Source organism: Lactobacillus sp. C449L (assembly GCF_059900815.1).
Window position 1 is genome coordinate 218,520 of record NZ_JBWXGA010000002.1, and the last position, 13,012, is coordinate 231,531.

Genomic DNA, 13,012 nt, shown 5'->3' on the forward strand with positions numbered 1-13,012 from the left:
AATTGCCAGCTAGGTTGTTTCGCAACCCGGTTGGCAGTTTTTTTACTTCTTTCCAATGATTTGACGAACCTTATCTGCAGCTTCACTCTTAGCCGAAAAAATCAGTTCGTCGCCTGCTTCAATCACGGTGTAGCCATGCGGAACTAGCCACTCTTGACCACGATGAATGCGACTAATTGTAATGTCATGTGCTAAATCCCAGTCCATCAACTGTCGACCAGCGTAATGCGTATTTCGCACTACGACAGAATAAAGCGAGTTTTTGGTGTCTGTTAAAACACGGTAAACCGCTGGTGATTCAATCAAAGCTCGCATCAACGAAGAAGTAACATTACTTAAGTCAAAAATTTCGATTCCTTCATCGTTTAACTCAGCTACTTTGTCAAGGTCCGCTTTTTGTTGGCAGACAATCACTCGTTTAAAGTTAGTCCTTTGCTTAGCAAGCTCACCCAGTTCGAGATTAACTTCATCTGATGAAAGTGCGGCAACAAAAATATTGCCGTCAAAGACGCCCAATTTTTCAAGTTTTTCTTCATCCAAATCTGGCAAAAAAACCAGACTAGGCACCCGGCTCTTATAAATACCATAGTTCTCTGGATTAACCGTGAACATCTTAACTGAGTACCAGTTATCGTGTAAATCATGCATTACCGGAACAGTCAGTGCTGATGCCCCCATAATTACAACCTTTTCTTTGATTCGGTCTTCTGGCTTCAATTCAAAAATCGCATTAAAAATGATGGGGCAAAAAATGCAGACAATCACAGCAGCGAGAATAAAAACATCTGACTGCAACGAAGAAATAACCTCTAACTTGCGTGCTACGGCTAAAGTTGGTAGGACAATAGTAATTGTTGTAGCCGTTAGAAATCCACCGGCTGATCCGTTTCGCCACCCAAATTTGCGAGAAAATACCAAAGCAACAGGTACTTTAGCCAGAAAGAGAAACAAAACCAATACTGGTAACAGGACTAATGAGTCGGGATGAGCTAATAGAGACCGTAAATTCAGCTTGACTCCTGTCATAATAAAGAAAATAGGAATAAAAAAACCGTAGCCAATTGAAGTTAACTTATCCTTGGTTTCGTGACTTGGTTGTAGTAATTTCATCACAATTCCCGCCAAGAATGCGCCTAAAATGTTCTCAACGCCTACTTTTTCCGCAACAGTTACCAAAGCAAAAATCAAAAAGAAGGCAAGACGGACATCAAGCTGCGTGGTTGACTTGGTTACCCTGACAAACCATAAATACGGTTGTTTAAAGCGCCATAACAAGAAAATGGCAGCTACAAAGAGCAAAATAATTAACCATAACTGTTCGGTGTTACCCCCGTTAATTGCGGCATATACCGTCAGCAGCATTAAGGGAATAACTTCACCTAAAACAGCCGTTAACAAAATTGTCTGTCCAATCGGGCGGCTTAAGATGTCTTTTTCTTTTAAAGTTGCAATAACTACCCCCAGTGCGACCGTCATTAAGATGATTGTAGAAAGCATGACATCGCTAAATAAACCAAGCCAGCGCAGGATCAGCCCTAAGCAGACTGACACGACAGCAACACCAAAAAAGGCACTCGCAGCTACTCTTAATGGGTCAACTGCATTTTGATCGTGGCTTTCATTTGTGTGCGATTTTAATAAATCAAAGTCAATTTCCATTCCGGATAGAAAAATCAGCAAAATCACTCCCAGATCGGACAAGAAATTTAGGTCATGCGTTACCCGAACCACATTAAAACCACTGGCACCTAAAATAATCCCAACGATGATTTCGGCAATTGCAGTTGGCACAGCATTCACCTTAAACCGAGCCATTAAAATAGGCACGATTAAAGCAAACAAAACGACTAAAAACAAAGACAATTGAGCCACGTGAGAGCCTCCTTTTTAATACAATGAAGATATTATACTAAAAATCGTTTCTAAGACAAACCGTTATATCTTACAGTTTTAAGCAAAAAAATCCGCAGTAGTAACTGCGGACTTGTGATTTTTAATTAAAAATTAGCTACTTTTACAAATTGTGTTGCGTTAATTGCATAGTATGCAGTGTCGCCAATATTAATGCGGCCGCCATACGTTTGAACCCTTTGACCTTTTAACAATTTTGAATTGCCAACTCGAAGGCCAACTGTGTCGTAGATATACGCATTATGGGTTAAAGTTCTACCAGTACCAACAATGTTGCTGGCAACGACATATTCGTTTTCACCAATTTGCAAGTATTTTTTGCCATTGATCGTTTTAGTAGTCGAAACTTCTACTTCCGTACCAGCTGTCTTCAATGCCGCCTCGGTTTTAACGCCATTAGCATCATAAACATAGGCATCATGCATGAGCTTTTGTTTGCCAGTAACAGCTTGATTATTAGAATCAGTTGCAGTCGAACCAGAAATAGCACCATGACCTGGATTAGTTTCACCAGCCTGAAGATTGTAGTGGTACTTCAACAAGGAGAAGAAATCATCCATGGAATAGCCCCACTTCTGGAAGTAGCCGTCAGGATCGGTATGATTAGTTCCGCCTAGAAAGCGGGAAACTGCATGGTGGGACCAAATTGTACCTTGACCAGTATTTGAAGCATTGGTCGGAGTAATACCATAGCGGTGCAACAACTTGGCCGCATAGATGGCATCATTATTAACACTTTTAGCAAATTTATCCCGGGTGTTTTCTTGGCAAAGCTCAATTTGAATATAACGGCTGTTGGCAATCGCACCAGCACCCCAGACACCGTATTTTGGTGTCATCATTTGAATAACCTGGGTACTGTCAACAAAGGCATGAACATAGGAGTACATGTTTTTCCATTCACGGTTAAAGTAAATAGCTTCATTGTATGCTGAAGCATTAGGAGTTGCCGTTTCGTGAATAACAATACCCTCAGGTTTACCATATCTATACTTGATAATGTTGCCGTTAGCGTAAAATTTATTGTACTTAATGTTCTCCGTTTGGAGCATTTTGTATAAATAAGTTTCACCAACATAACTGTTTTGCTTAGCAATCGAATTAATCGATGCCGCTGTAACAGTTTGACTTGATTCTACATAAAAAACAGGCGCAACTAAACCTACTCCGATAGCAATAGTAGTTATTAGTTTCTTGATCTTCATTCTAAACTTTCATTCCTCATTTCTACTTGTTGTTGGTTCTATTCAGCTTTAAAGTTTGCTCTCTTGATATATTGGTTAACGCCAATACGGTAGTATTTTTGACCATAAATTGTAATGGCTGAACCGAAGGTGGCAACTGACTTGCCCTTCTTCATTATCTTCTGATTATCACGATTGCCAAAATCATTATAAACATAGGAGTTACTCTTTAAGGTTCTAAAAGTACCGTCTATATTACCGGCAGCAACGTATTGGTCTTCGCCAATGCGGTAGTACTTTTTGCCGTCAATCTTCTTAGTGCCGTAGGTGGCAATAACTTTGCCGGCAGAGCCAACTTTAATTGCCTTTTTGTTTTTTACCCGTTCACCCTTAGCATCATAGATATAAGCTGTATGCATCAAAGTTTTGTTGACTTTTTCATCATCTTTTGGGGCTTGGGAAGCCGGTGGCAGAGCACTGCCAGTATTTAAAATACTGTCATTAACCCAGCCTTTACCAGAAATATACATCCGCTTTTTACCATTATAAAAAGTAATCGTCTTTGTAACGGTAACGGCATCGCCTTTAGCAACTGAGTCAGTCTTAGTGGTGATTGCATGATCTGTCGGCCACGCATATGTTGCACCAGCCTTCTTAACTACATATGACTTGCTGGCATTAGAGACGCTAGGGTCATATTGAGTTAAATTATTTGTAGAAATTTGGTTGTTTAAAATAGTGTTGTAATTGTTAGCAGTAGCGTAAGTACCAGTTAGGGCTTTGGTAGCATCCATATAAGAAGCGGCATTTTCCAGCCATGCTCCCTGGTAACGGTCCGGTTGCCAAGAAACACCTTCGCGGAGTTTCTTACCGTTATCATCAAATGAATCTTGATAAGTATCGTACTTTCTAAATTTGGCAACTACATAGTAGCTCTTGCCGTTCTTATCTTCTTCACGCGTCTTAGCGGAATAAGTTGCTCCTGGCCAGTTGTCATCGGCCTTCATCCCAAAAAGATTGTTGGCATTAACCGCTAAGCCTGATTGACCCCAGTTTGATTCAATAATTGCTTGAGCAATCATTACTGACGGGTACAAACCATACTTCTTCGATACTTTTTGTGCTTGTCTAACTGCGGTATTTAGAAAAGCCGTTTGGCTATCCGTTGCCGCTGAAACCTTCTCAGCTTTAGCTGGAGAATTGGCAATTAAGTTGTTGGTAACTGATACTACAGCAGACGCTGCCAGAACAGCCGCTGAAAAACCAGTGATTAGTTTTCTACTCATAAAATGTGATTCCTCCTTAATCGACATCTTTATTGTATCGAGCAATTTGCTTATAAACAATAGATTCTATTTAATTGTAGTCAAAAAGTAATATTGACTTGTTTATGTTACATGCAGTAATTTACACTTCTAAAACGTGACGCAGTCTTAATAAAAGACGGCGTTTCACGCGCTGCAGCTGCATTCTGCTAATTCCAATCTGCTTAGCAAGCCTGCTGATTGGCTTTCCGGCTAATAAGTGCTGAAAAAATAAAAATTGCTCCAAGGGCGTCATTTGGGTAACCTCTTTTTCAATTGCTAAACGATTATTCCAATCATTAGCTTGGCTAATTGCATAAGCATACTCTATACTGGTCTGACGCTCACTGCTACGCTGATCTTTACGCAATAAGTCCAGCGTGTGCCAAATAATTTTGCGAAAAGCTAAATGATCAATTTCTTTTCGTGACAATTGCTGCGCTTGACTAAGCATTTGCGCATAAAGCAAAATTCCTTCTTGAAAGAAATCCTCATAATTAGGATAATCCAATCTAACATGAGCACACTTGAGTGCCCCTTTGACTAATCTTTGATTGTGCCATGCTGTTAAAAAACACTGCTGACTAATTTTCATATATGACATTTACCTCTTGCTGTTAGTGTCACAAGCGCTTGTGCTCTTTTAGATTAGCAAGTTGATCGCCTTTTTAAAAACCGCAAAAAAGTAAGCGTTACCATTTGAGCTAACAACATTACTAACTTAGGTAATTAATCTTTTTCTCCGTCAGTTAACCATACACATATACTTTTTAATGGGCAAAAAAATACACGAATCATTTTGATTCGTGCTTAAACCTAATAAAGGGTGTCTGGTCTTTGACTTGCTTGATGAACAGTCTGATGAAATTCAGTCAGTTGCGGTAATTCATAAACTTCAGCAAGGCAGCGACCGTAACGTTTTTGCTTCTTATCTAACAAATCTAGCAAAATCTCTTTTAGTGATAATTCAGTTAATGATAGGTGTGGATGAAAGTACTCAGACTGATCAATTAGCGATTGCCCCTGCACTTGCTTAACTTGCCAGCCTAGGGACTGTTCAAGATGCGCTGCGGCAAGCTTAAAAAGGACATGATTATAAACTAGACTATTACAAAGCCGCTGGCGAATATAGCGACTACAGTTATAAAAAGCAAAAACATAACTAGTTGACCCACAAGTAATCGATTCAAAAGCAATAGCTGAAATACTTAATGGTTGAAACTCAGCCATTTGGTGGAGCGAAATCCAATCAATACTGCCAGAATTATAACTACGCATGGAAAAATAAGCCATTCTTCCCGTAGCTATAATGTTGTGCCCTTTTAAGTTAATCTTCTGAGCAAATTCCCGTTGAAACTCTAAACCAGCCAGTAAACACTTCTTACCAAAGGCGGTAAACATCGCCTGACTACTGTTGCGACTTAAAACTATTCCCTCTTGGCAATCAAAAATTACGCTCTTGAATTTACCTAGAAGCGGCTCTTTTTGAAATTCATAAAGCGCAATTGTCTGCTGATTTATGCAGTAATTTTCGTCTTCGACTAAATATGAATTTAACGTCTTATCATGACCAACCTTTTGACGCAATATAGCCTTTGACCAAATGTGATATTCTTTTCCTGGCGGTAAATTCCAGCTTTTACTATTCTTTTTGGACATCCAATAACTCCTCCTAAAGTCATCTAGTTAATTCTTTATTCCAAATTAGACTGTTTGTTTTATACCCCACTTTCATGGCAACCTATTAAAAATTTGGACAACAAAAAACGGAGACGACATAGTCGTTTCCGTTTCTGTAATTAATTATTTAAATTAATTAAAAGTTAGCAACCTTAACGTATTGCTTAGCTGGGCCACCAATACGGTAGTAAGCCTTACCATTCTTGAATGTGTAAGGTGAACCGTAAGTAGTTACAGTTGAGCCAGCCTTTAATACACGACGGTCAGCACGTTTCTTGCTGCTCTTGTATACGTAAGCGTTGTGCTTCAGAACACGAGCAGTACCATCGATGTTATCAGCCATTACGTATTGGTTGTCACCGATTTGGTAAACCAAGCTGCCATCAGCAAGCTTAGTTGCAGCACCGTAAACGTCAACCTTTGAGTAAGCAGCTAAAGTCTTAGTACCAACACGCTTGTGGTCCTTGTCGTAGATAAATGCGTTGTGCATTACCTTCTTAGAAACCTTGTTAGCTGGTTTGAAAGTACCGTCAACATACTTGCTTTCAACAAACTTGTTGGAGTCAGCACTGTTGATACGAGCATAAGTCTTGTCGCCAACCTTAACTACGTCACCGAAGATAGCAATTTGGTCGCCGTTCTTAACAGTAGTCTTAGTGTCAGTTACAGTGTTACCGTTGATTTCGTAAACTGGAACGTCACCATCTGATTGAACAGTCTTGTAAGTTGCACCCTTAGCACCAACAGTTAAGTAGAATGTCACCTTAGTAGTCTTCTTTTCAGCGTTAGTTGCAGAAACAGTAACTGGGTATCTACCAGCAACCTTAGTGTTAACTTGTGAGTAGTCAAAAGTTGGGGTAAGTGTAGCAGCACCAGTAGAAGCACTTACTTGTGCCTTAAATGCAGCTTCAAGAGCAGTCTTGTTAATGTCACCATTAACAGCTACGTAGTTGAACGAAGCGTCATCTGTAAGGTTGATAGTTTCAGTACCCTTGTAAGGTACATTATTGTAAGTAATTGTTGGGTAAGTGTCATCAACAGCTGGGTTAGGGTTAACAGTAATTACAGCAGTGTTAGTAGCACCGTTACTTGATTGCATGTTAACAGTAACTGGGAATGAAGTTGCTGGCTTGTCAAAGCTCTTGTCAGCTTTTACAGTAATACCAGCAGCCTTCAATGCAGTTTCAACGTCTGCAGTAAGATTCTTGAACGAAGCTGTAGCAGCAGTTACATTTGCAGCAGGTGTACCAGCAGGATCAGCAGTAGTGTTTACAACTGAATACTTAGCATTAATTGCAGCAACTACACCAGCAACGTTAAATTGGTTGCTGGCAAGGTTAACTGAACCAGAAGTTACAGCAGCATTCTTAGTAGTTTCCTTTAAGTAAGGTGCACCTGACAATACAGTGTTAGCCAATTGGAACTTACTACTTACAACTGGGAAGTTTGTAATAACACCTGTTTCACCAGAGTTCCTTGAAATGCTGTTAATTGTGTAACTAGTGTTAGCCTTCAAGCCAGTGATGTTAACATAAACAACAGCAACATAGTCAGTACCAGTTGCAAGTGTGTTCAGGTTATTAGTTGCTGTAGCTGAACCAGCAGTACCAGCACCAAGCGTACCATCATTACCTACTGCACCAACCAAATTACTTGGATAAACTTTAGCTGAACTTGTAGTAACAGTAGCACCAGCTGGTAAAGTTGGAGTTGCAAGAGTAACATTCAACTTAGTAGCTGAGTCACCATTAACTAAAGACAAAGCGTTGTTAACGTCAAGTCTCAAGGTTGCAGTTGTAACACCATCATTGGTTGATCCACCCACAACAGTAACATTAGTATCAGCTAAAACAGTTGATACACTAGTTGCAGCAACTGGAGCAACAGCTAATAAAGCTGAAGCAGCAGCACTAACAATTCTTAAATTTTTCTTCATGTGGTCTTTCCTCCTTGTGTATATACAAAATAGTAATAGGCTATAGGTTCAGTCGTATGAGCCTACATTGTTACAACACCCTTCAAGCCGAATTCATAAGTTTATAACTCTTATGAGGTAGCTCTCCAACTGAAGAACGCGCATGCGTACAGGCTATCGTACCTGAAGCATAGCTATTACTTACCACATTTCATATTGTACCTACCTTTGTTGAAAAAAGCAAGATAGCGAGTAATTTTACATACTTTTGTAATAAATTTTTACTTATTTTTACTTTACTGCTACATTTTCAACTTATAAAAAAGCCTAATATAACAACCTATAATCCGTTTTTTTAAGCTAGCTAGTTTTTATGAGTCATATTATTGCATATTTTATTTTACAAAATAATAACAAAATAATTTGAAGAAAAATAAAAAAAGTCAGACTTTTTGGCAAAGCTGACTTTTTTCCGACACTAAATTTGTTTAATTCTTTCGATAATCCTTTTAATTATTATCAGGACCTGCAAGTTGGTTTGACTTAGCTGCAGCATTATCAAACACGTTAGTGACAACTCGTTCAATATACGAAGCAGATTGCGGAATCCGATAGATCTCCACCCCTTCTTTTTCAAAGGCATCAGCCTGTGAAATTACGGTCATTGCCTGTTTGACATCCGCTAAATCCAGATTTTCAGCCGGATCGGGCAATGACAAAGTTACCTTTTTACCTTGCTCATTTAAAAATACCAATTGCAAAATTTTAGTTTTTGAAGTCATTACTAATTTTCCTCTTTCTTCCTATATTATAGATATACGATATGCGGATAGTTTAGGCGTCTAATTCACTTAATGGCACTGCCTGCTTTTGAATTAGCGTAGCCTGAGCAAGTTCATCGCCTTGAAGAAGTGCCAGAGCATTACCCACTTGAGCTAATCCAGTTGCCGCAACGCCGGGTTTTACATTTTTAAAAATGCGCGACTTCATACCTTCTTCGCCATACTTAGAATTGAAAAAAGTGTATTGGATTGATTGGTCTAATAATTCGAAATTCATCTTAAAGCCTTCCTTAGTATTATTTTTTGATGTAATTGACCTGCGCGCTAGGTATTACACTATTACTAACGATTTGAAACGGCAAAGTGTAACATTTTTATTGAGATTTTCTTATATTGCCTAGTTAAAAACGTGATTAGGTAGTCAAATCACTTCAAACCAACTATAATTAACTTAAGAACTAGTAAGGAGGATATATTCCTATTATGAAAAAATCTACAATTTGGACGATTGTGGCAGTAGTAATTATTGCTATCGGCGGTGGTGTATTTTATGCTACGCAAAAATCGAACAATAACCAAGTTGATGCATCGTATAACAGTGCAATGCAGAGTGGTAAAGATGCCGTGGCTGAAAAAGACTATTCTAAGGCCAGCAGCGACTTTGACAAGGCGCTTGGCATCAAAAAGACCGCTCAGGCTGAAGCTTACAAAGCTCAAGCTAACAATATGCTTTCCGCAATTAGTTCAACTAAAGCTGGTAAATATGAGCAAGCCTTAAATAAGGTAGACAAAGTAGTTAACCAAGCTAATGGATATTCTGTTTTGGTCAGTCAAGGGCGTAAATTAAAGTCCACAGTTAAGGATGTCCAAGATAACTATGAACACGAAATCAAGCCTCTGCTTGATACTGCTAGGGCGGATGCTGAAAATAAACAGTACCAAAAGGCAGTAGATCAATATCAAAAAGTCCTTGATTTACCGTACATTGACGGTAAATACTACGCTAAATACCGGAAAGAAGCAGAAGAAGGCTTATCTGATAACAAAGAAGCTGCTAAGACCGAAAAGGCTGAAAACTCAAACCACACCGGTGCAAAATCTGATGGTCAAGATACCGGTAATGCTGGTAATACTGGCGAAGGATCAATGGGCGATCACAAGGTTCATGGTAAGACGGTAACTGACGGTGAAATTGCTGAACTGCGTCAACGCGTTACTAAACTTGGTTTTAACGGCATGTCCTGGAGCCCACAAGATTTAATTGATCTTTATCGTAAATCTGGTCGGGCTAACCCAAGCCAAATTACCAAAGACGATATTCAAAGTTATCTGAAACCATAATTTGAAGTTTTCTTCTATTAATTATGTGACCTACTTTAACTTAAAAGACAAAATCGCCCTTGTCTTGTGACGGGGCGATTTTTATGTCTTTGCGCTTTAGGTGCTATTTAGTAAAAGGTAAAAATGATATAATTTTATTAGCATATTTTAGGGTGAGCTACCTCACATAGTTGCTTTTACCACTTAAACTCGGTAAAATGACTATTGACTTTCACGTTTCCTATTTATATTAAAGGAGTGTCTGCTTTGACGGAAAAAGAAAACAATATCAAAGAGCAAGATAATGAAAAAGAACAAGAAAACGAAGAACTTGAAGTTGTAATGCCAGAGGCAAACTGGACAACCATGCCAGAAGAAGAATTTGCTGAACAACCTGATTATTTACAGGTTTTTGCCGACTTCTACATTGCTAAGTTCAATCAACGTGACTTGGAAATCATGAACACTTATGATGTTGGTTCGAATATGGTCGACATCAACCACTATGTTATTGACAACATCAACTTTGAGCGCAGAGACTTAGTTAAGCATGCTTTACAATATCATGCTGATAACTTCCAAGGTATCATTGATGAAATTGCTAAGCAAGACGGCGTGGCATCTGCAAAAATGACTTCTTACCGTGACTGGAACGACTGGTACGAAGATCGCCGTAACAATATTGCTACTTCTTTATCATAATTTACTTGTGCTATTGCTGAAAAAAGAACAAAATAGATATTTAAAAGAGGATGTCGATTGGCATTCTTTTTTACTTAACAAATATTAATAAATTTGTGGGAGTACGAGATTACGATGGATCAAAAAAAGAAACGGATTTCAATGGCGGGTCTGTTAATTACGATTGGAATCGTATACGGAGATATCGGAACTAGTCCGTTATACGTAATGAAGTCAATCGTTAATGGTAACGGCGGCATCGCTAACGTTAATCGTGAATTGATTTTAGGCTCAATTTCTTTGATTTTTTGGACAGTTACCTTACTAACAACAGTTAAGTATGTGTTGATTGCTCTAAGAGCAACAAATCGTGGTGAAGGTGGTATTTTTGCGCTGTATGCCCTAGTACGCAAGCAAGCCAAATGGCTGGTTATGCCAGCACTAATTGGTGGCGCGGCTTTACTGGCTGATGGAACCTTAACTCCAGCCGTGACTGTTACCACGTCAATTGAAGGCTTAAAAAACATGCACTTTGGTTCAAGTGTACCAGTTCCTAATCAGAATACGGTTATTGTAATCACAATCGCTATTTTGTTGGTACTATTTTCAATTCAAATGCTAGGCACTAGCAGTATCGGCAAGGCGTTTGGACCAATCATGTTTGTTTGGTTTACTTTTCTGGGATTAATTGGCATCAGCAACATGATGCGCGACTGGTCAATTTTAGAAGCACTCAACCCAGTTTGGGCAATTCGAATTTTGTTTAGTCCCGCCAATAAGGCCGGTATCTTTATCTTAGGTTCCATTTTCTTGGCAACAACTGGTGCCGAGGCCTTATATTCTGACGTTGGTCACGTAGGTAAAGCCAATATTCGTGGCTCTTGGCCATACGTTTTCGTCTGCCTTTCACTAAATTATTTAGGGCAAGGCGTTTGGATTTTAGAAAATCCAAATTACCAAACTCATGGCGGTGAACTTAATCCGTTTTTTGAAGCGGTACCTACTAATTTGCGTTTGTTTGCGATTATTTTAGCAACAATTGCGGCAATCATTGCTTCCCAAGCTTTGATTACTGGTTCATTCACCTTAGTTTCCGAGGCTAGCGGACTTAAGTTCTTACCCCGGATGAAAATCAACTATCCGACAACAGAACATGGCCAGATTTATATTCCTTCGGTTAATAAAATGATCTGCGTAGCGACCATCGCCATCGTGCTCTTTTTCAGAACTTCCGAGCACATGGAAGCAGCTTATGGGCTATCGATCACGGTAACCATGCTTATGACGACTTTGCTCTTATTTGAGTACTTGGGGTCTCGCCATTTCCCATTAATACTGCGAATCTGCTTCTTACTGGTCTTTGGCTTTATTGAAGGCATGTTTCTGGTTTCCAGCTTAACTAAATTTATGCACGGTGGTTACGTCACTGTTTTAATTGCTGGTTTTATCGGCGTTATCATGTTTATCTGGTACTTTGGTAACAAAGTTCGTGATAAACACGAAGGCGCACACAGTTATGTACGTTTAGATGAATATACCGATATGCTGACGGAATTAAGTCATGACGATGATTATCCAGTTTATGCGACTAATTTGGTTTACATGGCAAAGGTCAAATACAACAAGTTTATTAAACGAGAAATTCTCTATTCCATTTTAGATAAAAGACCTAAGCGAGCAGGCGCCTACTGGTTTGTTTCTGTTAACATTACCAACGAACCATTTACCGCAAAATATGCAGTTAACACGTATGGCACTAAAAATGTAATTAATGTTCAACTTTTTCTCGGCTTTAAAAAGCAAACTAGTGTGAACGTCTACTTGCGCCAGATTGTTCATGATTTAATCAAAGACGGTACCATTGAAGCACAACCGCAAGAATATACAACTACACCCGGAAGAAAGGTTGGTGACTTCTCGTTCGTTATTGTTAATGAAGTTGTCAGTCCGCTTACTAAAATAAAAGGCTTTGAAAAGTTGATGCTCAGGGCTCGAATTTGGCTACAAAATCTTTCTTCGAACCCGGCGTCCTGGTTTGGTCTGGAATATACTGATACGGTTGTTGAGCAAGTTCCGCTTATTTTGGGTAAACCTAAGAAAAATTGGCACATTAGACGAGTTGCACCACGCGATTACTCTCATTTAAAAGAACAAGAATTAGAAAATTAATACTTAAAAGAACAGTTTCTTAATATCTAAAAAACCATTATCTAATCCTAGATAATGGTTTTTTTA

At 39.0% G+C, this 13,012-nt stretch carries 11 protein-coding genes; 3 read left to right on the forward strand and 8 right to left on the reverse strand.

The genetic code is table 11. The features are described 5' to 3' along the window. Positions 1-42: 42 nt before the first annotated feature. The 8 genes from AC2JF9_RS04445 to AC2JF9_RS04480 all read right to left on the reverse strand — a co-directional run bounded on the left by AC2JF9_RS04445 (position 43) and on the right by AC2JF9_RS04480 (position 9,053). Complete coding sequence (locus tag AC2JF9_RS04445) at positions 43-1,872, reverse strand: cation:proton antiporter domain-containing protein (protein WP_500725586.1); 1,830 nt, start codon at positions 1,870-1,872, stop codon at positions 43-45. A 125-nt stretch (positions 1,873-1,997) separates the two neighbouring features. Then, positions 1,998-3,116, reverse strand: coding sequence for an SLAP domain-containing protein (locus AC2JF9_RS04450; RefSeq protein ID WP_500725587.1), 1,119 nt, complete (start codon positions 3,114-3,116; stop codon positions 1,998-2,000). 38 nt (positions 3,117-3,154) lie between these two features. Next, positions 3,155-4,381 carry an SLAP domain-containing protein gene (locus tag AC2JF9_RS04455; protein WP_500725588.1) on the reverse strand — a complete coding sequence of 409 codons (1,227 nt, stop codon included), beginning with the start codon at positions 4,379-4,381 and terminating at the stop codon, positions 3,155-3,157. A 121-nt stretch (positions 4,382-4,502) separates the two neighbouring features. After that, entirely contained in the window at positions 4,503-5,003 is a 501-nt protein-coding gene (locus AC2JF9_RS04460) for a sigma-70 family RNA polymerase sigma factor (protein ID WP_500725589.1), read from the reverse strand. A 212-nt stretch (positions 5,004-5,215) separates the two neighbouring features. Further along, positions 5,216-6,058, reverse strand: a complete 843-nt coding sequence (locus AC2JF9_RS04465) for a hypothetical protein (RefSeq protein WP_500725590.1) — start codon at positions 6,056-6,058, stop codon at positions 5,216-5,218. 157 nt (positions 6,059-6,215) lie between these two features. Beyond that, on the reverse strand, positions 6,216-8,015 hold the full coding sequence (locus tag AC2JF9_RS04470) for an SLAP domain-containing protein (RefSeq protein ID WP_500725591.1): 1,800 nt from the start codon (positions 8,013-8,015) through the stop codon (positions 6,216-6,218). A gap of 488 nt (positions 8,016-8,503) precedes the next feature. Continuing rightward, positions 8,504-8,776, reverse strand: a complete 273-nt coding sequence (locus AC2JF9_RS04475) for a DUF2922 domain-containing protein (RefSeq protein ID WP_500725592.1) — start codon at positions 8,774-8,776, stop codon at positions 8,504-8,506. A gap of 52 nt (positions 8,777-8,828) precedes the next feature. Beyond that, positions 8,829-9,053: a DUF1659 domain-containing protein gene (locus AC2JF9_RS04480; protein WP_500725593.1), complete on the reverse strand. Its 225-nt coding sequence runs from the start codon at positions 9,051-9,053 to the stop codon at positions 8,829-8,831. A 206-nt stretch (positions 9,054-9,259) separates the two neighbouring features. Here AC2JF9_RS04480 and AC2JF9_RS04485 point away from each other — a divergent pair, with 206 nt between their 5' ends. The 3 genes from AC2JF9_RS04485 (at position 9,260) to AC2JF9_RS04495 (ending at position 12,946) form a co-directional block, all read left to right on the forward strand. After that, positions 9,260-10,117 (forward strand): hypothetical protein, encoded by an 858-nt coding sequence (locus tag AC2JF9_RS04485; protein WP_500725594.1) that lies wholly within the window; start codon positions 9,260-9,262, stop codon positions 10,115-10,117. Positions 10,118-10,363: 246 nt separating this feature from the next. Further along, the gene (locus AC2JF9_RS04490; RefSeq protein WP_500725595.1) at positions 10,364-10,798 is read left to right on the forward strand and encodes a hypothetical protein; all 435 of its coding nucleotides are present in this window, start codon (positions 10,364-10,366) and stop codon (positions 10,796-10,798) included. 114 nt (positions 10,799-10,912) lie between these two features. After that, the gene (locus AC2JF9_RS04495) at positions 10,913-12,946 is read left to right on the forward strand and encodes a KUP/HAK/KT family potassium transporter (RefSeq protein ID WP_500725596.1); all 2,034 of its coding nucleotides are present in this window, start codon (positions 10,913-10,915) and stop codon (positions 12,944-12,946) included. Positions 12,947-13,012 lie beyond the last annotated feature (66 nt).

What these genes read in the sequence shown, in the direction of transcription:
- AC2JF9_RS04495 (WP_500725596.1), top strand. Translation starts at nt 10,913, where the DNA reads ATGGATCAAAAAAAGAAACGGATTTCAATGGCGGGTCTGTTAATTACG.
- AC2JF9_RS04475 (WP_500725592.1), bottom strand. Translation starts at nt 8,776, where the DNA reads ATGACTTCAAAAACTAAAATTTTGCAATTGGTATTTTTAAATGAGCAA.
- AC2JF9_RS04465 (WP_500725590.1), bottom strand. Translation starts at nt 6,058, where the DNA reads ATGTCCAAAAAGAATAGTAAAAGCTGGAATTTACCGCCAGGAAAAGAA.
- AC2JF9_RS04455 (WP_500725588.1), bottom strand. Translation starts at nt 4,381, where the DNA reads ATGAGTAGAAAACTAATCACTGGTTTTTCAGCGGCTGTTCTGGCAGCG.
- AC2JF9_RS04470 (WP_500725591.1), bottom strand. Translation starts at nt 8,015, where the DNA reads ATGAAGAAAAATTTAAGAATTGTTAGTGCTGCTGCTTCAGCTTTATTA.
- AC2JF9_RS04480 (WP_500725593.1), bottom strand. Translation starts at nt 9,053, where the DNA reads ATGAATTTCGAATTATTAGACCAATCAATCCAATACACTTTTTTCAAT.
- AC2JF9_RS04450 (WP_500725587.1), bottom strand. Translation starts at nt 3,116, where the DNA reads ATGAAGATCAAGAAACTAATAACTACTATTGCTATCGGAGTAGGTTTA.
- AC2JF9_RS04460 (WP_500725589.1), bottom strand. Translation starts at nt 5,003, where the DNA reads ATGTCATATATGAAAATTAGTCAGCAGTGTTTTTTAACAGCATGGCAC.
- AC2JF9_RS04485 (WP_500725594.1), top strand. Translation starts at nt 9,260, where the DNA reads ATGAAAAAATCTACAATTTGGACGATTGTGGCAGTAGTAATTATTGCT.